Source organism: Dactylosporangium sp. NPDC049525, from assembly GCF_040676755.1.
Lineage (GTDB): Bacteria > Actinomycetota > Actinomycetes > Mycobacteriales > Micromonosporaceae > Dactylosporangium.
The window spans coordinates 81,984-103,910 of sequence record NZ_JBFAPO010000038.1 but is presented as its reverse complement, the minus strand read 5'-3'; the positions used below and the strand labels follow the sequence as shown (position 1 = coordinate 103,910).

Annotated in this window: 18 protein-coding genes, 1 tRNA gene and 1 riboswitch; of the genes, 9 read left to right on the top strand and 10 right to left on the bottom strand. The window is 72.8% G+C overall.

Annotated features, from left to right (window positions below; translation table 11 throughout):
* Positions 1–207 precede the first annotated feature (207 nt).
* Entirely contained in the window at positions 208–762 is a 555-nt protein-coding gene (locus AB0K00_RS38470; protein ID WP_363531324.1) for a chaplin family protein, read from the top strand.
* A gap of 120 nt (positions 763–882) precedes the next feature.
* Here the strand turns inward: AB0K00_RS38470 and AB0K00_RS38465 are convergent, their stop codons facing one another.
* From AB0K00_RS38465 to AB0K00_RS38450, 4 genes are all read right to left on the bottom strand, one after another.
* The gene (locus AB0K00_RS38465; RefSeq protein ID WP_363531321.1) at positions 883–1,716 is read right to left on the bottom strand and encodes a PhzF family phenazine biosynthesis isomerase; all 834 of its coding nucleotides are present in this window, start codon (positions 1,714–1,716) and stop codon (positions 883–885) included.
* 85 nt (positions 1,717–1,801) lie between these two features.
* Positions 1,802–3,061 carry a DUF1501 domain-containing protein gene (locus AB0K00_RS38460; protein ID WP_363531320.1) on the bottom strand — a complete coding sequence of 420 codons (1,260 nt, stop codon included), beginning with the start codon at positions 3,059–3,061 and terminating at the stop codon, positions 1,802–1,804.
* A 5-nt stretch (positions 3,062–3,066) separates the two neighbouring features.
* Positions 3,067–4,497 (bottom strand): DUF1800 domain-containing protein, encoded by a 1,431-nt coding sequence (locus AB0K00_RS38455; protein WP_363531317.1) that lies wholly within the window; start codon positions 4,495–4,497, stop codon positions 3,067–3,069.
* Between the two features lie 124 nt (positions 4,498–4,621).
* Positions 4,622–5,488: a LysR family transcriptional regulator gene (locus AB0K00_RS38450; RefSeq protein ID WP_363531314.1), complete on the bottom strand. Its 867-nt coding sequence runs from the start codon at positions 5,486–5,488 to the stop codon at positions 4,622–4,624.
* A 70-nt stretch (positions 5,489–5,558) separates the two neighbouring features.
* Here AB0K00_RS38450 and AB0K00_RS38445 point away from each other — a divergent pair, with 70 nt between their 5' ends.
* Positions 5,559–6,449 carry a dihydrodipicolinate synthase family protein gene (locus AB0K00_RS38445; RefSeq protein WP_363531311.1) on the top strand — a complete coding sequence of 297 codons (891 nt, stop codon included), beginning with the start codon at positions 5,559–5,561 and terminating at the stop codon, positions 6,447–6,449.
* A gap of 195 nt (positions 6,450–6,644) precedes the next feature.
* Positions 6,645–7,055 (top strand): hypothetical protein, encoded by a 411-nt coding sequence (locus AB0K00_RS38440; RefSeq protein ID WP_363531309.1) that lies wholly within the window; start codon positions 6,645–6,647, stop codon positions 7,053–7,055.
* Between the two features lie 23 nt (positions 7,056–7,078).
* On the opposite strand, the gene AB0K00_RS38435 is transcribed toward AB0K00_RS38440, so the two are convergent.
* Both AB0K00_RS38435 and AB0K00_RS38430 read right to left on the bottom strand, forming a co-directional pair.
* Positions 7,079–8,740, bottom strand: coding sequence for a hypothetical protein (locus tag AB0K00_RS38435; RefSeq protein ID WP_363531306.1), 1,662 nt, complete (start codon positions 8,738–8,740; stop codon positions 7,079–7,081).
* A gap of 30 nt (positions 8,741–8,770) precedes the next feature.
* Positions 8,771–8,843 (bottom strand) — tRNA-OTHER (locus AB0K00_RS38430).
* A 141-nt stretch (positions 8,844–8,984) separates the two neighbouring features.
* Here AB0K00_RS38430 and AB0K00_RS38425 point away from each other — a divergent pair.
* Both AB0K00_RS38425 and gcvP read left to right on the top strand, forming a co-directional pair.
* Positions 8,985–10,055, top strand: a complete 1,071-nt coding sequence (locus AB0K00_RS38425; protein WP_363531303.1) for a hypothetical protein — start codon at positions 8,985–8,987, stop codon at positions 10,053–10,055.
* Positions 10,056–10,157: 102 nt separating this feature from the next.
* Positions 10,158–10,252, top strand: a riboswitch (glycine riboswitch).
* A 74-nt stretch (positions 10,253–10,326) separates the two neighbouring features.
* Positions 10,327–13,158: an aminomethyl-transferring glycine dehydrogenase gene (gene gcvP / locus AB0K00_RS38420; protein WP_363531300.1), complete on the top strand. Its 2,832-nt coding sequence runs from the start codon at positions 10,327–10,329 to the stop codon at positions 13,156–13,158.
* 21 nt (positions 13,159–13,179) lie between these two features.
* Here gcvP and AB0K00_RS38415 read toward each other — a convergent pair whose 3' ends face one another.
* Positions 13,180–13,389, bottom strand: a complete 210-nt coding sequence (locus AB0K00_RS38415) for a DUF5999 family protein (RefSeq protein WP_327001354.1) — start codon at positions 13,387–13,389, stop codon at positions 13,180–13,182.
* 174 nt (positions 13,390–13,563) lie between these two features.
* Here AB0K00_RS38415 and AB0K00_RS38410 point away from each other — a divergent pair, with 174 nt between their 5' ends.
* Positions 13,564–14,721 carry a chorismate-binding protein gene (locus AB0K00_RS38410; RefSeq protein ID WP_363531297.1) on the top strand — a complete coding sequence of 386 codons (1,158 nt, stop codon included), beginning with the start codon at positions 13,564–13,566 and terminating at the stop codon, positions 14,719–14,721.
* Positions 14,722–14,770: 49 nt separating this feature from the next.
* On the opposite strand, the gene AB0K00_RS38405 is transcribed toward AB0K00_RS38410, so the two are convergent.
* Positions 14,771–16,486, bottom strand: coding sequence for a substrate-binding and VWA domain-containing protein (locus AB0K00_RS38405; protein ID WP_363531294.1), 1,716 nt, complete (start codon positions 16,484–16,486; stop codon positions 14,771–14,773).
* Positions 16,487–16,649: 163 nt separating this feature from the next.
* On the opposite strand from AB0K00_RS38405, the gene AB0K00_RS38400 reads away from it, so the two are divergent.
* On the top strand, positions 16,650–17,150 hold the full coding sequence (locus AB0K00_RS38400) for a peptide deformylase (protein ID WP_363531291.1): 501 nt from the start codon (positions 16,650–16,652) through the stop codon (positions 17,148–17,150).
* A 9-nt stretch (positions 17,151–17,159) separates the two neighbouring features.
* Here the strand turns inward: AB0K00_RS38400 and AB0K00_RS38395 are convergent, their stop codons facing one another.
* The gene (locus tag AB0K00_RS38395) at positions 17,160–18,302 is read right to left on the bottom strand and encodes an alanine racemase (protein ID WP_363531288.1); all 1,143 of its coding nucleotides are present in this window, start codon (positions 18,300–18,302) and stop codon (positions 17,160–17,162) included.
* 39 nt (positions 18,303–18,341) lie between these two features.
* Between AB0K00_RS38395 and AB0K00_RS38390 the strand changes: the two genes are divergently transcribed.
* A complete protein-coding gene (locus AB0K00_RS38390; protein WP_363531285.1) occupies positions 18,342–19,526 on the top strand; it encodes a ferric iron reductase in 1,185 nt (394 codons plus the stop codon).
* An 18-nt stretch (positions 19,527–19,544) separates the two neighbouring features.
* On the opposite strand, the gene AB0K00_RS38385 is transcribed toward AB0K00_RS38390, so the two are convergent.
* Positions 19,545–21,017: an IucA/IucC family protein gene (locus tag AB0K00_RS38385; protein WP_363531283.1), complete on the bottom strand. Its 1,473-nt coding sequence runs from the start codon at positions 21,015–21,017 to the stop codon at positions 19,545–19,547.
* 231 nt (positions 21,018–21,248) lie between these two features.
* On the opposite strand from AB0K00_RS38385, the gene AB0K00_RS38380 reads away from it, so the two are divergent.
* Positions 21,249–21,581: a hypothetical protein gene (locus tag AB0K00_RS38380; protein WP_363531280.1), complete on the top strand. Its 333-nt coding sequence runs from the start codon at positions 21,249–21,251 to the stop codon at positions 21,579–21,581.
* Positions 21,582–21,927: the final 346 nt, after the last annotated feature.

Sequence of the window (21,927 nt, the reverse complement as noted above, 5' to 3'; positions counted from 1 at the left end):
GACGGGGCGCATGGGCACGAGTATCGCGAGGATCGGCGGTTGTCGCTGACCCGTTGGCGCCACGCCGTACGCCGCTACATTACGTAACCCTGCGGGTGCATTGCGTGACTGTTTTTCGTGAAATATCCGTCCAGGACTCGCATTTCGGGTTAAGTGGGGGTCGCGACGGACGTTCACCCGTCGAAAACTCGTCGAAAGGTCGTCATCATGAATCGCTGGCTCATCCGGTCGGTGCAGATCGCCGCGCTGTCCTTGGGTGGCCTCGCGCTCACCGGCACCGCCGCACATGCCGACTGGATCAGCGGACCCAATGTCGGGTTCGGCAACGGCAACCAGACCTCGACCACGGTCCAGGTTCCGGTGAACATCTGCGGCAACGCAGTGGCGATCGTCGGCTTCGCGAATGCCAACTGCTCCGGTGGCGCATACGCCTACAACGGCAGCGGCGGCAGCTACAGCGGTGCCGGTAACTCCAACGGCAACGGTAACGGCAACGCGAACGCCACCAGCCACAAGAAGAAGAAGCACAAGAAGCACAGCGCCAACAGCAACGCGTACGGCAACAACAACTCGTACGGCAACTCCAACGACACCAACGGTGGCGGCGGCGGCGCGTACGCGTACAACAACAACGGCGGCAACTGGACCACCGGCTACAACGTCGGCTTCGGCAACGGCAACCAGAGCTCGACCACCGTGCAGGTGCCGATCAACGTGTCGTGCAACTCGATCGCCGTGATCGGCTTCGCGTCGAGCTGCTGACCCGCCCGTTGGTGAGCAGAGGCACCGCCTGCCTCGACTCGTAGAGCGTTGGCCGATGTCCGCGGCAGGATCAGCCCTCCCCGCGGTGCACCGGCCAACGCTTCCGGCGTTTCCGCACCCCTATTCGATCGGCACCGCGGTGCCGGTCACGGCCACGCCGCTGCCCGGGTCGGCGTCCAGCTCGACCGTGACGAGGCTGGGCCGGCCGAGGTCGTGGCCCTGGTGGATGCGCAGCGTCGCGGGGACCTCGACGAGCCCCAGCTCGCGCAGGTACCCGCCGAACGCGGCGGCCGCCGCACCGGTCGCCGGGTCCTCGTAGACCCCGCCGGGCGGGAACGGGTTGCGGGCGTGGAACACCGTCGCCGACTCCCGCCACACCAGGTCGATCGTGGTCCAGTCGTGCTCGGCCATCAGCGCGGTGAGCGCGGGCACGTCGTAGTCCAGGTCCGCGAGCCGGGCCCGGGTGCCGGCGGCGACGACCGGGTGCCGGGCGCCCGCGTACGCCACCCGCACCGGCAGCGCCGGGTCCAGGTCGGTGGCGTCCCAGCGCAACGCCCGAAGCAGCGCCTCGAGGGCGCCCGCGCCGATCGGCTCGGTGTGCGGCGGCACGCTGCGCAGGGTCGCGGTCAGCCCGTCCACGCCGACCCGCGTCTCCACCTCGATCGTGCCGACCTGCGACTGCAGGCGCAGCGGCCCAAGACCGAAGCGTTCCGCGTACGCGGCGGCGGTCGCGATCGTCGCGTGGCCGCAGAACGGCACCTCGGCGAGGGGGCTGAAGTACCGCACGGCGACGCGGTCCGGCTCGTGGAACAGGAACGCGGTCTCCGAGTATCCGACGTCGGCGGCGATGGCCTGCATCGCGGCGTCGTCGAGGCCGGCGGCGTCGAGCACCACCCCGGCCGGGTTGCCGCCCTTGGGGTCCGTGGTGAACGCGCTGTACCGAAGGATGTCCATGCCTTCGACGCTAGGCGCGCCCCAGCCCGGCGGCGCGGTCCAATCCGCCTCGGGTGGCCGTGGGCGCCGCCACTGCGTCCGGGGTTCAGGTGCGGGCCGCGACCAGGCCGAACGAGGACGGCGTGACGTTCGGGAACACCTCGGCGAGGGAGCCCAGGCCGCAGCGGCGCTGGAGGATCTCCCCGATCACCGACCGGTAGTCCGTCGTGGTGGCCAGGTCGCCCGCGGTCAGCTTCGCCGGGGCCAGACCCGGCCAGGTGCCGTGCACGCGGCCGCCACGGACACCGCCGCCGAGCAGCAGCATGGCGTTGCCGTTGCCGTGATCGACGCCGCGGGAGCCGTTCTCCGCGACGCGGCGGCCGAACTCGCTCACCGTGACGAGGGTGACCCGGTTGAACGCGGCGCCGAGGTCCGCCGCGAACGCCTCCAGGGCGAGCGCGAACTCCGTGAGGTGGTCGTGCATCTTCTGCCCCTTGACGGGGGTGCCGAGCGCCTCGTGCATGTCCCAGTCGCCGAAGTCGACGGTCGCCGCCATCAGCCCGACGTTGGCCTTCACCAGGCGTGCGACGTCGCGCAGCGCCTTGCCGAGCGCGGTCGCCGGATACGTCGCGGCCGGCGTGTACGCGCCCAGGGCCGCGACCGTGCCGAGGGTGGCGTTGACGGCGCGGGCCGGGTCGGCGAGCACGGCGGGGGCACCGTCGAACAGCTTCGCCAGGGTGGCCGCCATCGGCGTCTTGGCGTCGTTGCCGGCGAGGGTGAAACGGTCCACGGACGCCATCGACACGTCCGGGCCGGGACCGGCGAACAGCCGGGCGGGGCTGGTCGCGCCCATCGCCACCCCGGCGGTCGGGGCGGTGGCACCGGCGACGCCGAGCATCCGGTCGAGCCATCCGGTGCGCACGGACGTACCGGCGGCGGCGCGCTCCAGCTCCTCCATCGCCTGGAAATGCGAGCGGGACGGGTTGGGCTGGCCGACGGCGTGGACCGCGCCGAACGTGCCGGCCGTCCACCGGGCCAGCAGCGGCGCGAACGCCGGGTGCAGGCCGAACATCCCGTCGCCGGCGATCACCGAGGCTTTCGGCACGGCGACCGTGGGGCGGGCGCTGTAGTAGCCGGGGTCGCCGATCGGCACGACCGCGGACAGCCCGTCGAAGCCGCCGCGCAGCGACAGCACGACCACGGTGTCGCCGGTGTACGGGGTGCCGGCGAACGCCAGCCGGGTGGCGAGGCCCTCGCCGACGAGGCCGGTGAGCGCGGCGCCGGCGCCGACGGCGGCGGCCCGCCCGAGCAGCCCACGGCGGGACATGCCGGTCGCGGGTTCACAGCACGGGTTTACGAGCGTCATTGCGGTCACCTGGCCAGGAAGTAGGGCGAGTCGAGGATGAGGGCGATGAGGTACGGCAGCCGGCCCGCGGCGGCGGGGTCGGTTGCCTTCAGCGGGCTCGCCGCGGTCTTGCCGAGGAAGCCGAGCAGCGCGGCGCTGTGCTCGGGTTGCAGGGTCGTGCCGACCAGCCGGGCGGCGAGGGCGTCGATGAACGCGCCGTGCGTGGCGGGCAGCGCCGGCACCAGCGACGCGAGCATCGACGCGGGCCGCACCAGCTGCTTGGGATACCAGCCGGCGGCGAGGTTGAGGTGCGCGTTCCAGCGGACCAGCAGCCCGGACGGCGCGGTCCAGGCCGCCGCGACGTCGGGGTAGCCGTTCGGCGGCGCCCACCGCATCGGGGCGTGTCCGGCGTCGACGAGGTAGTTGTACAGGCCGCGCACGCCGTCGACGCCGCTCGCCTCCGGCTGCAGACCCAGGACCCGGACCGTCGCGACGAGGTCCTCGAACGGGGTGCGGACCTTCGCGCCGACCGACGCACCGAACTCCGGCGACGTGAACAGCGCGCGCAGGACCGGTCCGATCGCGGACTTCTGCTGCAGGTACACCTGCCGCAGCCGGCTGACCAGAGCGGCCGGTGGGTCGTCGGAGAGGAAGCGGACGCACAGCTTGCGCACCACGCGCTCCGCGGTCGCCGGGTGCTGGGCGAGCATCTCCACGAACGCCAGGGCCGCCGCCTCGCCGCCGCCGGCGGTGGCGTTGTCGTGCCGCCAGCCGAGGATGGTGACGGCGCCGGTCGCGTGCTGGTTGGCGTCGAATCTGTACCCGCCGGTCGTCTTGTCGACGGTGAGCCCGGTGAGCAGCCGCGCGGCGTCCTTCACGTCGGCCTCGGTGTAGACCAGCCCGACGGTGTGCAGCTCCATGAGCTCGCGGGCGTAGTTCTCGTTCGGCTTCGCCTTCGTGGAGGTGCGGTTGTCCAGGTAGGACAGCATCGCCGGGGCGGTCGCGGTCGCCTTGAGCAGGTCGGCGAACCGGCCGAGGGCGTGCGTGCGGATCAGCACGTCGTAGGCGGCGCGGCTGTCCCACACCTCGCCGGTCGGGCAGGTGACGTTGAGGTGGTTGGACCACACGTCGACCATGACCTCGAGCAGCTGCCGCCTGCTCCACGCGGCCCGCGCGACCGCGGCGGAGCCGAGCTGCTGCATGGCGTCCCACGCGCCGAACTTCATCGCGCCGGCCGTGACCTTCGCCCGGATGCCGCCGATGTCGAGGCCGATCAGCGGGTATCGGGTGAGCAGCGCATCACAGGCGGCGTCGTCGATCGCGGCGGGGTTGAGCTGCCGGTCCAGCCAGGCGGTGACGCCGATCCCGCGCAGCTCGGCCACGGTCGCGGGGGTCGGTCCGTAGGTGGCTCGGCGCAGCAGGTGCAGCGCCGGGTCCTGCGAGGTAAAGGCGGTCACGCCGTCCTACGTCGACAGCGGCGGGGCCGGCCTGACGACGCCGGCCGGTGCGCTCCCGCCCGGCACCCGCTCCGCACCGTGGCGTCGTCCGATCAGGCAGTCGTTCGATCAGGCAGTCGTTCGATCAGGCGGCGGTGCGGACCGCGGCGACGAACGCGGCGATCGCCGGGTGGGCGGCGGTCCCGGCCCGGTACGCGAACCGGGTCCTGCGCCTGGTTCGCAACGGGGTGAGCACCACGCCGTCCGGCACCGACGGCGGGCGCAGGGCGAGCTCCGGGACCACGGCGACGCCCTGGCCGGCGGCGACGAGGGTCAGCACGGTCACGAAGTCGTCGGCGTGGTGCCGGGCCCGGGGCAGGAACCCCTCCGCCTCGCACGCCCGGACCGTCATCGTGTGGCACAGGGTGCCGGGGCCGGCGAGGATCCAGCGTTCGTCGCGGCAGGCGGCCAGGTCCAGGGTGCGGGTCGCGGCGAGGTACATCGTCTCGTCCAGCAGCGGTGACGTCTCCAGGGCCGGGTCGGGGGCGATCGGGACGAGGTCGTAGTCGTGCACGAGCGCGACGTCGAGGGTGCCGTCGCGCAGCCGGGGCGGGACCAGCGCCGGGTCGAGCTCGTCGACGGCGAGGTCCAGGGCCGGGTGTTCGCGGGCGAGGGCGGCGAGGACGGCGGGCAGCAGGGTCCGCATCGCGGTCGGGAACGCGCCGATGCGCAGCGGCCCGGACAGGCCGGCGCGGGTCGCGGCGAGGGCTGCGGTGGCGCGTTCCAGGGCGGCGAGGACCTCCTCGGCGTGCGCGGCGAGGACCGCGCCGGCGGGGGTGAGGGTGACGCCGCGGCCGGTGCGGGCCAGCAGCGCCGTGCCGGCCTCCCGTTCCAAGGCGGCGAGCTGCTGCGACACCGCCGACGGGGTGTAGTTGTGGGCGGCGGCGACGGCGGCGATGGTGCCGCGGCCGGCGAGGTCGCGCAGGAGGCGCAGCTTGCGGACGTCGAGCATCAGGTCAGCTTATGCTCGCCCGTGCGAATGTGAACTGGACCTTCCGCTCGGCCGGCGCGACCCTGGACGCATGGAGCTTTCGGGGATCTTCGTGCCGCTGGTGACGCCGTTCGACGACGACGGGTCGGTCGCCCTGGACGCGCTGTCGTCGCTGGCCGGGCGGGTCCTCGACGAGGGGGCGGCGGGGCTGGTCGCGCTGGGCACGACCGGTGAGCCGGCGACGCTGAGCGAGGCCGAGCGGGCCGCGGTCGTGGACACCTGCCGGGCGGTCTGCGCGCGGCACGGGGTGCCGCTGCTGGTCGGCGTCGGCGGCAACTCGACCGCCGGGTCGGTGACCGCGGTGCGCGCCGTGCGGGGCGACGTGGCGATGGTGGTCGTGCCGCCCTACACGCGGCCGGGCGCGGCGGGGGTGCTCGCGCACCTGCGTGCCGTCGCGGCCGCGTCGCCGGTGCCGGTCGTGGTGTACCACGTGCCGTACCGGACCGGCCAACCCCTGGACGTGGCGACCCTGCTGGAGATCGCGGCGATCCCGAACGTGGTGGGGATGAAGCTGTCCGACGGCGCGATCAGCGGCGACACGGTCGCACTGTTGGCCGGGCTGCCGTCCGGGTTCGCGGTGCTCGGCGGCGACGACGCGATCATCGCGCCGCTGCTCGCGCTCGGCGCCGCCGGCGGCATCCTGGCCTCCGCGCACGTGGCGACCAGTGCGTTCGTGGCCCTGCACCAGGCGTGGCGCGACGGCGACGCGGTCACCGGCCGGCGCGCGGGTCTGGGCCTCGCGGCGGTGTCGTCGGCGCTGTTCGCCGAGCCGAACCCGGCCGTGGTCAAGGCCGTCCTGCACGCGGCCGGCCGGATCCCGACCCCGTCGGTGCGGCTGCCGCTGCTGCCCGCCTCCACCGCGGCCACGACCGCGGCGCTGGGCGCCCTCGAACGTGTCGCGGCGGTCGCCACGTCCGGATGAACGCCCCCGCCGGACATCGATGCATCGTCACGGCATGATCACCCACCGGGGTCGATGCCGCGCTTGCCCCACGCGATCACATACCGGACGGTTCGACCAGCCTGTCACGGTGGCACGTTCGGAGGATTCCGCCCTGCTGGACAGCCCGTACCGTCGATGATGTCACCAAGTGTTAGCAACTGAGGGGGATCTCCCATGAGCGACTTCGACACCGGCGCCGACTACGGCCACGTCGAGGCGGGTCAGGAGCACGAGTCGCTGGACCAGCTCCACCAGGTCGAGGGCAGCGAGAACGACTACAACTCGCAGTTCGGCGTCTACGAGCAGGACCACGCCTCGGCCGAGTCCACCAGCTTCGACCAGGGCCACCACGTGGAGTACTCGAACCCGTCGGGCGAGCACTACGAGGAGTCGGACTTCACGTCGTACGACCACAACGAGGCCGAGGCCGACCACATCTTCGCCGCCGAGGGCTCCGAGTCCTCGCACGCGTCGGAGTTCGGCCAGCTCGACGCCCTCCAGCACCAGCTGGACACGTCGTTCGCCTCTGCCACCGAGCTGCACACCGGTGGCGGCGCGGGCGAGCTCGGCGTCGCGTCCAACTGAGCTCCAGCATCACCCGAAGCCGGTCAGCCCCGCAGCTGGCCGGCTTCGGCGTTTTCCTGCCCTGTTTCGAGCCGGGTCCGCCCGTCTGGAAAGGACAGCTGGGGGAGCGCGCCGGCGTCGTTCAGGGCCATGATCAGACCGGGCGGCGCCGAATGGCCCAGGGCCTCGCACATCGGGGTGTAGCCGCGCCGGTCGACGGCGTTCACGTCGAGGCCTTCCGCGAGCAGCCGGGGCAGCAGCTCGGGCTCGAACTGGTGCGCCCTGTGCAGCAGGGTCCGGCCCAGGCCGTCGCGGATGTGCGGGTCCATGCCCGCGTCGAGCAGCGCCAGCACCACCCGGGCGCCGCCGTGCTCCATCCGCCGCCACAGGTCACGCCGGTAGTCCCGCAGGCGTCTCGGGGTGGCACCGTCGCCGGCGTGCCACGCGGACTCGGCCGCGAAGCAGCCGGCGATCGCGCCGCCGAAGGCGCGAAGCGCATGCTCGCGTCGCCGCTCGGCGTCGGTGTGGTGGAGCAGTTCGAGTCGCCCGCCCCGCAGGCCGATCCAGTGCCATTCCCCGCCGCACCGGACCCGGATCCGCTCGCCGGCGGCGAAACCGGCGGGCACGACGTCCTGGACCGGCCGGGGCCCGGCGGGCCGCACATCGGGGAACAGGGCGGCCCGGACCAGCGGGTGCAGCTGCTCGACGCCGATCCAGCCGTGCCGGACCAGGTCCAGGTCGACCGGGGGGCGCAGCAGCGCCGGATGCAGGCAGAGGCCGGCGCGGACCGGGCCCTGCCGCGTCGACCCGGCCGGCCGCCGGGTGATCTGGTTGTGCGCCCCTGCCGCCTCGAGGCACAGCTGCATCGGGGGTTTCCGGAACCGTTGCCAGGACAGGACGCCGCGCAGCTCCCAGGTCCGGCGGCCGAACTGGGCGGTGAGGCGCCGCAGCTCGCGGGCGGCGACCTGCGGATCCATGCCGCGCAGCAGGTCGATCCCCCACGGTGACCAGTTGCCGGCCTCCGGGTCGATCAACCATCCGGCCGCCCGGAAGGCCCGCTCGATTTCCGCGAGCCCGTCGTCTTCCGCGAGCCCGTCGTCGTCGAACTCCTCGTCCGGCCAGAGATCAGCGGCCTGATCGACCGGCCACGGTTCGCCGGCCTGATCGACCGGCCATGGATCGCCGGCGTGCGTGATCGGCTGCGGGTCGCCGGGCGGTGCAGCAGTGCGCGGGTCGCCGGCGGGCGGCGGGACCGCGGCGGATTGCGTCGCCTCGCGCAGCTCGCCCGCGCGGCGGGCGTCCCACAGGTGCGCCGGCAGCGGGAAGGCCGGCCCCTCGGCGATGTCGCCGGCCCGCACGGCGTGCAGGGTGAGCCGCTGCGAGCTGGACTCCCAGACCGGCGACCGGACGCCGAGGACCATGGTGTCGGCGGTGACCGGCCCGTCGGGCGCCAGCACGTAGCGCATGCCGGTGGCCAGCGCCCCGGTCCCGTCCATCGCCCGCGGCAGGTGCCAGCGCAGCAGGTCGGGTGCGAACCCGGCGAGCAGGTCCGCGACGGGTCCCGCGTCGTCGAACGCGACGGTGACCCGGGCCGCCGCGCACGCCGCCCGCCAGTCGCCGCGTTCCCGGGCCTCGGCGCACTCGGCGATCATCCACTCGGGCACCGCGTACCGGCGGATCACCGGCCAGTCGCCCGCAGCGCCCATCAGCGTGCCTCCATCCCCGTTGCGAGGCGGCGAAGCCGACCGGATTCGAACCGGCGTCCTCCTGTGTGCAGCCATGGCGCGACGACCTCTGCGCTACGGCTTCGCCGCGCCGCAGCATACGTGCCGGGCCGCGGCCGGCCCGCGGTCGGCTCGGGGTCGGCTCGGGGGCAGCGGCCGTCGGACAGCGGGTCCGGGTATGGTGCCGACTGGTCCGTGAGGATCGGGGACCGACCCGAGGAGGATCATGAGGCGCAATGCCGCGCTGGCGGTCATGGTGGCGTTCGCGATGACCGCGAGCGTGAGTGGTTGCAGCTCGTCCGGTGGCGCCGGTGACGCCACCCCGGCCGCGGGCTCGTCGGCCTCGCAGCCGGGCGCCGCGGCCCTGGGGTCCGCCGGCCAGCAGCCGTCGGGGGCGGCATCAGGGTCGCCGTCCGTCGCGGCGCCGGCCGGTTGCACGATCTTCCCCGCCGACAACGTCTGGCACGCCGACGTGTCGAAGCTGCCGGTCCACCGTGACTCGGCCGCCTGGGTCAACAGCATCGGCGCCGCCGCGCACGCCCACCCCGACTTCGGCGCGGGCCTCATCGACGGTGCGCCGTTCGGCATCCCGGTCACGACGGTCGGCGCCGGCCAGGCCACGGTCAAGGTCACCTTCGACTACGCCGACGAGAGCGACAAGGGCCCCTACCCGATCCCGCGCAACGCCCGGATCGAGGGCGGCCCGAACGCCGACGGCGACCGGCACGTCATCGTCCACGACACCGCCGCCTGCAAGGCCTACGAGCTCTTCGACGCCCACCAGAACGGCGACGGCTCCTGGAAGGCCGGCTCGGGCGCCGTCTACGACCTGCGCCGCAACGACCTGCGCAAGACCGGCTGGACGTCGGCGGACGCCGCGGGCCTGTCGATCCTCGCCGGGCTGCCGCGGGCCGACGAGGCCACGGCCGGCCGGATCGACCACGCCATCCGCTTCACCGCGCCCCGCACGAAGAAGGCCTACGTGTGGCCGGCCCGCCACGCGGCGTCGTCCTCGACCGACGCGGCGCTGCCCCCGATGGGCGCCCGTTTCCGCCTGAAGGCGTCGGTGGACATCTCCAAGTTTCCTCCCCAGGCCCGCGCGGTGGCGCAGGCGCTCAAGCAATACGGCGCGATCCTCGCCGACAATGGCTCGCCGTGGTTCTTCTCCGGCACCCAGGACGACAAGTGGAACAACGAGCAGCTCAACGCGTTGAAGGGCCTCACCGGCAAGGACTTCGAGGCGGTGGACGGGTCGCTGCTGATGGTGGAGGCCAACTCCGCCCGCTGCCGTCCCTGAATCATAACCTAGCTTCCTAGGACGCACCAGCGACTGTGGCGGCGGCCACTGGCGCACGGTCATGGTCAAGTCCGCGGCAGTTGGTAGATTGGGCATGCCGGCAATACCCGCGCGGGAGAGATCGTCTGCAGCCAGGACGGCGCCGAAGGGGCAAATCCTCCCCGGAACCTCTCAGGCAGAAGGACCGCGACGGGTTGGCACCTCTGGAGGCCACACGACAGAGGGGGAGGGACGTGCGGACCCCCGACCCCGGATCCAGAGAGTGTGGCCAATGACCAACTTTGCCAGCCGGCACATCGGACCGTCGCCGGACGAGCAGTCGCGGATGCTCAAGACCGTCGGCTACGACTCCGTCGAGGCGTTGATGACCGCGGCCATCCCGGGATCGATCCGCTGGCACCAGCCCCTGGCGCTGCCTCCCGCCGCGTCCGAGGCCGAGGTGCTGGGGGAGCTGCGGGCCCTCGCTTCGGCAAACCGGACGCTGGTCAGCATGATCGGCGTGGGGTATTACGGCACCCACACCCCGCCGGTGATCATGCGCAACGTGCTGGAAGACCCTTCGTGGTACACGGCCTACACGCCGTACCAGCCGGAGATCAGCCAGGGGCGCCTCGAGGCGCTGCTCAACTTCCAGACGGTGATCGCCGACCTGACCGGCCTGCCGGTCGCCGGGGCGTCACTGCTGGACGAGGCGACCGCCGCCGCCGAGGCGATGACCCTCGCGCGCCGGTCGTCGAAGGTGAAGGCCGACGTGTATGTCGTCGACGCCGACGTGCTGCCGCAGACCCTGGCCGTGATCCGCACCAGGGCCGAGCCGCTCGGCATCACGATCCACGTGGCCGACCTCGCGGCCGACGACCTGCCGGAGGAGTTCTTCGGCATCCACCTGCAGTATCCGGGCGCGTCCGGCGCGGTCCGCGACTTCGAGCAGCTCACCGCGCGGGCGCACGAAAAGCAGGCGATCGTCACGTTTGCCGCGGACCTGCTCGCGCTGTGCCTGCTGCGGGAGCCGGGCGCGTTCGGCGCCGACGTCGCGGTCGGCAGCGCCCAGCGCTTCGGGGTGCCGATGGGCTTCGGCGGGCCGCACGCCGGCTACATGTCGGTGCGCAAGGGCCTGGAGCGCACGCTGCCCGGCCGGCTCGTCGGCGTGTCGAAGGACGCGGACGGCGCCCCGGCCTACCGGCTGGCGCTGCAGACCCGGGAGCAGCACATCCGGCGGGAGAAGGCGACCAGCAACATCTGCACCGCACAGGTGCTCCTCGCCGTCACGGCCAGCATGTATGCGGTGTACCACGGCCCGGACGGGCTGCGGGGGATCGCGTCGCGGACCCACGACATGGCGGTGCGCCTGGCCGCGGGCCTGCGCGCCGGCGGGGTGACCACGGAGCACGAGGCGTTCTTCGACACGGTGACGGCGGTGGTGCCGGGTGAGGCGGCGAAGGTCGTCGCGGCCGCCGCGGACCGCGGGATCAACCTGCGGCACGTGGACGCGGACCGGGTCGGGATCGCCTGTGACGAGACCACGACGTTCGGGCACCTGCGCGACGTGCTGTCCGCGTTCGGGCTCGCGCACGTGGACGTGACCGCGCTGGACACCGCCGACGTGGTGCCGGCGCAGCTGCGGCGCACGAGTGACTACCTGAGCCACCCGGTGTTCGGCACGCACCGGTCGGAGACGGCGATGCTGCGATACCTCAAGCGCCTCTCCGACATGGACTACGCGCTGGACCGGGGGATGATCCCGCTCGGGTCGTGCACGATGAAGCTCAACGCGACCGTGGAGATGGAGCCGATCACCTGGCCCGAGTTCGCCAACGTGCACCCGTTCGCGCCGGCGGCGCAGACGCAGGGCTACCGGCGGCTGATTGGTGACCTGGAGCGGTGGCTGGCGGAGGTGACCGGCTACGACGCGGTGTCGCTGCAGCCGAACGCCGGCTCGCAGGGGGAGCTCGCGGGCCTGCTCGCGATCCGGGCGTATCACCACTCGCGGGGCGACCTGCAGCGCGACATGTGCCTCATCCCGTCCAGCGCGCACGGCACCAACGCCGCCAGCGCCGTGATGGCCGGCATGCGGGTCGCGGTCGTGGCGTGTGACGAGCTGGGCAACGTGGACCTCGGTGACCTCGAGGCGAAGATCGACCTGCACCGGGACCGGCTGGCGGCCATCATGGTCACGTATCCGTCGACGCACGGGGTGTATGAGACCGGCATCGCCGACCTGTGCGCCAAGGTGCACGAGGCCGGTGGCCAGGTGTATGTCGACGGTGCGAACCTCAACGCGCTGCTCGGTTACGCCAAGCCGGGGCAGTTCGGGGCGGACGTGTCGCACCTGAACCTGCATAAGACGTTCTGCATCCCGCACGGCGGTGGCGGCCCGGGCGTCGGTCCGGTGGCGGTCCGCGCGCACCTGGCGCAGTTCCTGCCGTCGCACCCGGTGTTCGACCAGGAGGGCACGACGGCCCCGGTCGGTCCGGTGTCGGCGGCGCCGTGGGGTTCGGCGGGGATCCTGCCGATCCCGTGGGCGTATCTGCGGCTGATGGGCCCGGACGGGCTGGCGAAGGCGACGGCGACGGCGGTGCTCGCGGCGAACTACGTGGCGGCGCGGCTGCGGGAGCACTACCCGGTGCTGTACAGCGGCAGCGAGGGCCTGGTCGCGCACGAGTGCATCCTGGACCTGCGGACGATCACGAAGGCGACCGGGGTGAGTGTCGCGGATGTCGCGAAGCGGCTCATCGACTACGGCTTCCACGCCCCGACGATGTCGTTCCCGGTGTCCGGCACGCTGATGGTGGAGCCGACCGAGAGCGAGGACCTGGCGGAGCTGGACCGGTTCTGTGACGCGATGATCGCGATCCGTGCGGAGATCGACCGGGTCGCGGCGGCGGAGTGGCCCGCTGGGGACAACCCGTTGGGCAATGCGCCGCACACGGCTGCGGTGGTGACCGCCGACGAGTGGTCGCACGCCTACCCGAGGTCGGTGGCGGCCTACCCGGCCGGCGTTTCAGTGGCGAAGTACTGGCCACCGGTGCGGCGGATCGACGACAGCTACGGAGACCGGAATCTGGTCTGCTCGTGCCCGCCGGCGTCAGCCTACGAGGAGTAACTGATTACGGAGCGTGATGATTTAGGCGGCTCGGACCAGGACGTGCATGGCCGGGCCGCGGTGCGGTTCGATCACGCTGCAGTCGGGAAGAAGCTCCCCGGTGTCCTCGAAGACGATCACGCCGTTGCACAGGAGGCTCCACCCTTGTTCGGGGTGCGCGGCCATGATCCTGGCGGCTTCGTGGTCCAAGTCGGCGGCTGAGGGACAGGATGGTTGGTGCTGGCAGAGCATCGGGGGTCTCCGATTGAGAGGTTCAGTTGAGGCCTGTGTGGTTGTTCACATGACCAGTGATGCACGCTACTACGGCCAACGACACATTTCCGGACACGTGACGGCACAACTTGGGGATAATCCGCCATTCGTATGAGCACATTAGGACCGGTCGTCGGGTATCGGCCCGGGTCGGTGGATCTTCACCCACCCGGGTTGGCGTCGTCGTGCACCCCACATCTATGGGAGCGTTCCCGGCTCGAGTGGCATTCCCGCGACGGGGGTGACCCGCTGTCGATGTTGTCGGCGTTCCTGTCGGCGGCCGGACTTCCCGTCAACGATCTGTCGCGATCACGGACGGTGACGGACACGGTGTGCGGCGCGGCGGTGCTCCTCGCGCCGCCGTCGGCCGTGGCGTCGCCGGCGCCGGGCGTGCCGGACCTCGTGGCGGTCGTCTACGGGCACACGCCGCCGACCGTGCCGCCGGTGTCCCCGGCCCGTCCGGCGCCCGTGGGGCGGGCCGGGCTGTGGACGCCGAGCTGGAGCACCGCCGAGCACGCCGCCGCGGTCTCCGCGGTGCGGGAGGCGATCGCCCGCGGCGACGTGTACCAGGCCAACGTCGTCGGCCACGCGAGCGCCCCGTTCACCGGCGACCCGCGCACCGCCCTGGCCCGCGTCGCGGCGCTCCCAGGCGCCCGGTACGGCGGTGTGCTGTCCGGCGGCGGTATCGGGGACGCCGCGTCCTGGTGGGTCGCGTGCGCGTCGCCTGAGACGCTCGTCGAGGTCACCGACGGCCGGGCGGTGACCCGCCCGATCAAGGGCACCCGCCCGGCGACCGCGCAGGGCCGCGCCGAGCTGCTCGCCTCGGCGAAGGAACGCGCCGAGCACATCATGATCGTCGACCTGGAACGCAACGACCTGGGCCGGGTGGCGCGCACCGGCACCGTGCGGGTCGAGGAGCTCTTCGCGATCCGCCGCTGGTCGCACCTGTGGCAGGCCGAGTCGACGGTCAGCGCCGAGCTCGCCCCGGGTGTCGGCCTCGCCGAGCTGCTGGGTGCGGTGTGGCCGGGCGGTTCGGTGACCGGCGCGCCGAAGCTCGCCGCGATCGACGTGGTCGGCGCCCTGGAGCCGGTCGGTCGCGGCCCGAGCATGGGCGCCGCGGGCTGGATCGGCCACGGCCCCGACGGGCGGCTGCACGTCGACCTGGGCCTGACGATCCGCACCGTCGCGGTCGCCGACGGCCTGGCGCACGTGTGGGCGGGTGGCGGCATCGTCTGGGACAGCGACCCGGCCGCCGAGGTCGCCGAGGCCGCGGCGAAGACCGCCCCGATCAAGACCGCCCTGGCCGCCTGACCCGCGAGGGCCGGCGACCAGGGCGGGTCAGGCCAGGCAAGGGCAGGTCTCAGACCTTGCCGAAGATGGCGGTCAGCAGCACCTCGTTGATGTCGAACGCGGTCTTCGACGTGTACAGGGCGCCGCCGCTGACGCGGGAGATCTCCTGCAGGGACGTGAAGTCCGCGTCGTTGCCGTATCCGACCGTGACGATCGGGACCTTCTTGTCGCTGGCGGCGTTCGCCTCGAGCTTGGGCCGCAGCTGGTCGAGGGTGAGCCCGCCGGTGGGGTCGTCGTTCTTGCCGTCGGTCATGAGCACGACCAGGTTGGTGGCGCCGGGCTTGTACGCGTCGACGACGGCCTGCTGGGCCGCGGCGGCGGTGTCGTACAGGCCGGTGTCACCGACCGGGGCGAGCTTGTCGATCGCGGTGACCATCTGCTCGCGGCGGAGTTTGCCGTTGACCTGGTCGCCGACGCGGCCGATCGGGATCAGCTGCTTGTAGTCCTGCTGGCCGTTCTGCCGGGTGGAGAAGACCCACAGGCCGGCGTCGACGTCGCCGTCGAAGAGCTGCACGGCCTCGCGGGCGGCGTCCTTCGCCAGTTGCATGCGGTTGCGGCCGGTGCCGGGGACCTGCTCGGCCATGGAGCCGGAGATGTCGAGCACGAGCAGGACGTTGGTGGGGCGGGTCAGCGCCGTCCACGAGTCCATCGACTGCTTCACCGACTCGGGCAGCAGCACCGCCCGCGGCACCGTCTTGATCTTCGCGCTGAACGCGGTGTTGCCGGTGATGGGGGCGCCGGCGTCGCGGTTCGGGTCGCGGAACCCGGCATCCAGGAACACCTTGCGCCCCGCGGGGCCGCGCAGGTACGCGAGGAAGCTCTTCGCGGCGTCCTGTTTGTCCTTCTCGGCCCACGGTGCGTCGAGGATGAGGTACGGGTTGTCGGCGTCGGCGCTGCCGTTGGACGGGTACACCGCGACGAGCGGGACCTTCGGGTTGGTCTTGTTGTACGCCAGGACGTCCTGTTCGAGGGCGGGGAACGCGGAGATGTACTGCAGCGCCTTGGTCGCGTCCTGGTCGTCGGCCTTGCCGAGGTCGTCCAGCAGCTGCGCGGTGGTGTTGGTGTAGACGGCGCGTTCCTGCTTGAGCTTGGCGAGGGTCGCCTGTTCCTCGGCGGTGACCTCGCCGTCGTCGTTGCCGTCGAGGATCGCCATCAGGGCGAGCAGGCCCGCGGTGGACTGCAGCGGGTCGCTCATCCCGAACTTGAACGGTCCCCAGTCGCCCTTGCCGTACTTCGCCCAGCCCTGCGGGTCGGCGGCGACCTTGTTGATGACGTCCTGCCAGGACAACTCGCCGCCGGGCCAGCCGAGGGCCTCCGCCATCGGTTTCGGCATCGCCAGGACCGACGGGGTGCGGGCCAGCATCGGCTGCAGGTCCGGCATCATCCGCTCGGCGATCGCCGCGGTCGAGGCGCGGCGCACCCAGGCGGAGGAGTCCGGCACCCACACGTCGGGCGGGGAGCCGGCCTTGGCGTCCCAGTCGGTGCCGAGGGCCTGCGCCATCGAGGCGGTCTCCCGGCCGGCGACCTCGACGCGGGCGCAACGCCCCGCGACGGTGGGATTGCTGTCCGTCCACGATTTGGCGAGGGACTGCAGCAGGGGCGCGGTGCCCGGCGACGCGACGATCTTCGCGGTGACGGTGCCGTTACAGGAAGCTTTGACGAGCCGGGTGACGCCGTAGGCGGCGCCGCCGCCGACGAGCACGACGACGACCGCGCCGATGATCAACGCCAGGCGCCGTGATCTGCGCTGAGCTGGGCCTCTGCGGTGTGACCGCACGTCCGCCCTGTCGGCCTGGTAGGCCATGGGTGTGCCTCCGGGGGTGGGAAGTCGGCATAGTTTAGGCCCTCGTCAACAGGGGTTCACGTCGCCCCGAAGTACGCTGTGACGTGTGACGATCCGACCCATCCGAGTGCTCGGCGACCCGGTGCTGCGCACCCCCTGCGAGACCGTGACCTCGTTCGATGCCGAGCTGCGGGCGCTGGTGCGGGACCTGCTGGACACGGTGACCGGTGAGCCCGGCCGCGCCGGGGTCGCGGCGCCGCAGATCGGGGTGGGCCTGCGGGTGTTCTCGTATGCGGCGGACAAGCAGGTCGGCTACCTGGTCAACCCGACGGTCACGGCCGTGGAGGGCGCCCAGGACGGCGAGGAGGGCTGCCTGTCGATCCCCGGCCTGTGGTTCCCGACGCCGCGGGCGATGTACGCGACCGCGACCGGGTTCGACGAGCACGGCGAGCCGGTGACGGTGTCCGGCAGCGGCCTGCTTGCCCGGGCGTTGCAGCACGAGACCGACCACCTCGACGGTGTGCTGTATGTCGACACGCTCAAGGGCGACGCCCGCCGGCAGGCGCTGCGCGCGGTCCGCTCCCAGTTCGCCGGCCCGCGCTCGTGAGCGGACCCGTCACACGATCATGAACTGTGGGTGGGCGTGGCGCAGGAAGTCGTGGTGCGCGACCTCCCACCCGTAGGCGCCGGTGTTGGCGAACACGAGCACGTCCCCGGCGCGCACCGAGGCGACCGGCGCGTCGCGGGCGAGGATGTCCCGCGGGTTGCACTGCTCCCCGGCGACGTCGACGACCGCTCCGGTCACCTGGGGCCGTTCGAACGGGTAGGGCCACGCGTCGACGGGCAGGACCGTGAACGGGTGGCTGTACCCCCAGGACGCCGGCAGCCGGAAGTGATGGGTACCGCCGCGCACGACGACGAACCACCGGCCGTGGGTCTGCTTGACGTCGAGGACCTCGGCGGCGTACCAGCCGGCGGCCGCGGCGACGAACCGGCCCGGCTCCACGACCAGCGACGCCCCGTCCGGGAGAGCAAGATCACTCAGGGCGGCGGCGAACGCGTCGAGGTCGAACCGGCCGTCGCCGGCGATGTCGACGCCGAACCCGCCGCCGACGTTGATGATCGGCGCCGGCACGTCCCACCGGGCGGCGGCCTCGGCGGCCCAGGCGACCGAGGCCCGCACGTAGCCGGCGTGCGCGACCGCGTCGAGGTTGTTGGACACCGCGTGCAGGTGGAACCCGGCGATGTCGAGGCCACCGGCGCGGGCGATGCCGACCGCGTCGCCCAGCTGCGCCTCGTCGATCCCGAACTGGGTCGCCACCCCCGCCATCGCATGCGTCCCCGGCAGCGCCGGGTGCGTCCGGTTGACCCGCAGACAGACCCGCGCACCCCCGTACACCGTGAGCCGCCGCAACTCGTGCAGGCTTTCGACGTTGACGACGGCCCCGGCGGCGACGGCCGCGCGCAGGTCGGCGTCGGTCTTGGCAGGGCCGCTGAACAGCGTGAACGGCGACCCGGCGGCGACCGCGGCGGCGAGTTCCCCGCCGGAGGCGACCTCGAGGCCGTCGACGTGGGTGAGCAGCGCGGCGAGGACCCGGTCGGCGCCGTTGGCCTTCATCGCGTACGCGATCCGGGTCCCGGCGGGCAGCGCGGCGCGCAGGGCGGCGACGTTGGCGTGCAGCACCGCCCGGTCGTAGACGTACACGCAGACGGGCCGGTCGGCGGCCTGTATGGCGGCGGCCACGTGCGGGGGAACCACCAGTCGACTCCAGTCCTTGCACCGGTACGCTTGCCCGCGATGCAGTTCGACTCCAGCGACCCGATCGCCCTGTGGCAATACGCGGAACGGTATCTCGGCGTCGGGACCCGGACGTACAGCCCCTACGCCGGTGACCTCGACATCGACGACGCCTATCACCCGCAGCGGGGCACGGCGACGTTCCAGCTACCGACCTTTCAGGTCCCTGGCAGCGTGCACGTGACCGCGCCCGGTGTCACGTCGTCGCTGCCGGCGCTGTATCAGGGGCTGGTGCCGGTCCATCCGAACGCCCTGGACGCCCCGGACCTGGTCGGCCGCGACGTGCTGCTCGCCTCGCCGCCCGGCCCGGTCCTGACGGCGGTGCCGTCGGCGAACGCCCGCACCGTGTTCGTCACCGCGATCGACGGTACGCCGGTCGAGCCGCACTTCGTGAAGCTGCACTACCCGCGGCGCCTGTCGCGCTTCACCCGCCGGCTGCGCAAACCGGTGATCGAGTTGCAGCTGTGGGTGTCCGACGAGCTGGTGCGCGTCGGGGCGCCGGTGCTGCCGGAGGTCGGCGGCGGCTGGTTCGGGTCCGGTGAGGACGCGTGGGGGTTCCTGCTGCGCGCCGCCCGCCCCTTGGACGCGGCGCCGGCGTGGACGGTGCCGCTGTTCGCCCTCTACGGCCGCGACCTGCGCCACCCGTCCGACCCGACGCTGCTGGAGCAGCTGGTCGGTGCGTTCGGCGAGGACCCGACGTCGTTCGTGGCGCAGCGGGTCGTGGTGCCGATGGTGCGGCTGTGGTCGTCGGTGGCCCGCGCCACCGGCTGCCCGTTGGAGACGCACGGGCAGAACACGCTGTTCGCCTTCGACGTGCAGCGGCGCGAGACCCGGATCCTGTACCGCGACTGCGCGATCTACGTCGACGCGGCGCAGCGTGCCGGCCTGGGCCTGACCGGGCCGCTGCCCCCGGCGAACGTCATCCCGCGGGATGTGCCGATGGCCGCGGACGAGGTCTTCAGCCTCACCTACGACAGCTTCATGGGTCACCACGCGCTGTCCTACGTGGCGGCGCTGGCCGAGGACCGGTGGGGGGTGCGGCCGGCGTCGCTGCACGCGGCGGCCCGGGCCGCCTTCACCGCGCAGGACCTGATGCCGCCGACGGTCTTCTACTACGACAACGTGCTGTATGAGAACAACGACTGGAAGCTGGTCGACACCGGCGAACACCCCGACTGGCGCTGAGCGCGGGAACCCGCCCGGTCAGCGCAGCGGGTTGGGGATGTGGCACCACAGGTCCTGCAGGGGGTCGTCGGCGAGCCGCATCGCGGTCGTCGCCTTCAGCGGCCACGTGTCGGCGAGGCACGCCTTGCGGTCGTCGGTGTCGGTGACGGTGTCGCGGACGGTGCCGGCGACGACGTCCCAGGCGGCGCCGGCGTGCCGGTCGCCCAGGGCGTGGACGAGCTCGGTGAGCACGGTGGACAGCGCGGCGGCGAACAGCTTGGTGCGCAGCTCGTCCTCGTCGTCGGTGGGCAGCGCGCCGATGAGTGGCGGCATCGGCAGCCCGGCGCGGGCGAGCCGCCCCGGGTGGACGTGCAGGCCGCCGAGGTCCCGATACCAGATCGTGTGCGGCCGGCCGTCGCGGAGCTCCACGAGCGTGTTCTGCCCGTGGGCCTCGAGGGCGACGCCGTCGCGGAGCAGGTCGAACAAGGCCGGCAGGAGCAGCCGGACGAGCTGGGCGAAGAACGCCGGGGTGAGCAGGTCGGGCCGGTGCGGCAGGAGCGCGAGGGGCAGGACGAACGCGCCGGTGGGTGGTGCCTGCCGCCAGACGGCGCCGAGGGCGCGTTGCGGGTCGCCGTGCGCGTCCAGGACCGTGGCCGCGGTCGTCTCGCGCAGCACGCGCAGGCCGCGGGTGCGGGCGGCGAGGGTGGCGACGAGGTCGGAGGCGAGGGGTCCGTTGTGCACGGCGGCCGCGGACAGGGTCCGCACGGCGCTGGTCATCTGGACCTCGACGGCGGTCTTGAGGTGCTGCCCGGGGGTGTCGAGCGGGGCGAGGGTCCGCAGCGACATGAGCGGCCGGGCGGGCAGGTCACGGCCGGTGTCGCGGACGAGGCCGGTGGCCAGGGCCCGCTCCAGCTGCCAGGGGTGCACGGGCAGCAGCGGCGGGCGGGGCGTGCCACCGGTGCGCCACCGTGCCGGGTCGACCTCGACGATGCGGAGCCGGACGGTCGGGTGGTGCTCCGGCGCATACGCCAGGACGTCGGCGGTGCTCATCCCGATCCTGGTGCGGCAGCAGGGGTGCAGCGGGTGGCCGTCCACGATGGACTGCTCCAGCGCGGCGAGGTCGCGGTAGGCCGCCGTGGTGAGGCTCGCTGCGGTGAGGTCTGCGGCGGCGAGGGCCAGGGCGAGGTTGGCGACGCTGTTGTCCAGCTCCCGCACGAGCCGGTCGGCGTGCCCGGTGGGGCGCAGCGCGGCCAGGAGCCGGGCGGGGTGTGTGTGCGCGACCCCGTCGGCGACGACCGTGGCCGGCACCGCGCCGAACAGCGTCGGCGCGGGCGTGCCGAGGCGGAGCGGGTCGATGACGCCCTCCCGCCACAGGGCGCCCCACAGGCGTCGCAGCACGCCGGTGCGCGCCTGTGGCAACGCCAGCGTGAAGGCGTGGGCCAGCTCAGGCCGCGTTTCCTGGAGTGCCTGCAGGGTTGTCTGCTCGTCCGGTGCCACCTGCGCTTCCACCATCTAATCCTAGCATCCTAGGACGCCTTAGACGACGTGCCTGACGGCACGCCTTAAAACCCCTGTCTACGACAGGGGAGGGCGAGACGGGCGGGGCGGTCCGGCACTGCTGGGAATCGCGTCAGCCGTTCGGTCAGACATGTCGCTTCAGCCACCGGGCATCGCGTTCACCTGCGGAAATGCTGTGATGTACGTGAGGATCAGCTTGGAGCACGGACGCTTCGGGAGGCACCCATGGAGATTCGACAGTTGTCGTCAGCCACGCACGCCGCTGTGCAGAGCAAGGCGACGAACCCGTCGGCCGTCGAGCCGGTCGCACCGCCGCCGAAGGGTGGGCTGCCAGGGTCGCAGCAGGTGCTCAGCCAGCTGACGCCCGGGGACCGGGCGGCCATTTCAGGACTGACGGGCTATCACCTGTCTCCGACGGGTGCGGTGACGAACGTCGGCGGGATGCCGCCGTGGTCGTTCATCATGGCGTTCGCCGCGTCGCGGACCGCCGCGCAGCCGGAGGACACCCCGAAGGCGGCGGACGTGAGCGCCGTGGAGCACGTCGACGTGACGGTGTAGGTACGCCGCACGCTTGTCGGTTTTCGTGCAGGTGTGAACGCCGGGCGTTGAGCGCGCCGTGGTTGCTGGGTGTAGGTGACCTGGTGACGACGGTTGGAGACGACGATGTCCGGTGTTCGTGGTGGTGCGCTCGGGACGACCGTGCTGTTGAGGGCGCAGTGGGTGGCGCGTGAGACAGGCGGCCGTGAGCGGGTCACGATGCGGTGGGTGGCCGATGGCCCACGCCGCCGGGGTGCTCGCCCCTCATGAGACGTGGGGGGCCGCCCCCGGGCCGGGCGGGGGGGGGGGGTGTGGGGTTGGTGGGGGGGGGGGGGGGCCGGCCGCCGGGCCGCCCCGCGGGGGGCGT

Coding starts and splice junctions, on each gene's coding strand:
- AB0K00_RS38425 (WP_363531303.1), top strand. CDS start 8,985: ATGAGGCGCAATGCCGCGCTGGCGGTCATGGTGGCGTTCGCGATGACC.
- gcvP (WP_363531300.1), top strand. CDS start 10,327: ATGACCAACTTTGCCAGCCGGCACATCGGACCGTCGCCGGACGAGCAG.
- AB0K00_RS38470 (WP_363531324.1), top strand. CDS start 208: ATGAATCGCTGGCTCATCCGGTCGGTGCAGATCGCCGCGCTGTCCTTG.
- AB0K00_RS38445 (WP_363531311.1), top strand. CDS start 5,559: ATGGAGCTTTCGGGGATCTTCGTGCCGCTGGTGACGCCGTTCGACGAC.
- AB0K00_RS38435 (WP_363531306.1), bottom strand. CDS start 8,740: ATGGGCGCTGCGGGCGACTGGCCGGTGATCCGCCGGTACGCGGTGCCC.
- AB0K00_RS38385 (WP_363531283.1), bottom strand. CDS start 21,017: ATGGTGGAAGCGCAGGTGGCACCGGACGAGCAGACAACCCTGCAGGCA.
- AB0K00_RS38440 (WP_363531309.1), top strand. CDS start 6,645: ATGAGCGACTTCGACACCGGCGCCGACTACGGCCACGTCGAGGCGGGT.
- AB0K00_RS38390 (WP_363531285.1), top strand. CDS start 18,342: ATGCAGTTCGACTCCAGCGACCCGATCGCCCTGTGGCAATACGCGGAA.
- AB0K00_RS38465 (WP_363531321.1), bottom strand. CDS start 1,716: ATGGACATCCTTCGGTACAGCGCGTTCACCACGGACCCCAAGGGCGGC.
- AB0K00_RS38380 (WP_363531280.1), top strand. CDS start 21,249: ATGGAGATTCGACAGTTGTCGTCAGCCACGCACGCCGCTGTGCAGAGC.
- AB0K00_RS38450 (WP_363531314.1), bottom strand. CDS start 5,488: ATGCTCGACGTCCGCAAGCTGCGCCTCCTGCGCGACCTCGCCGGCCGC.
- AB0K00_RS38415 (WP_327001354.1), bottom strand. CDS start 13,389: ATGCTCTGCCAGCACCAACCATCCTGTCCCTCAGCCGCCGACTTGGAC.
- AB0K00_RS38460 (WP_363531320.1), bottom strand. CDS start 3,061: ATGACGCTCGTAAACCCGTGCTGTGAACCCGCGACCGGCATGTCCCGC.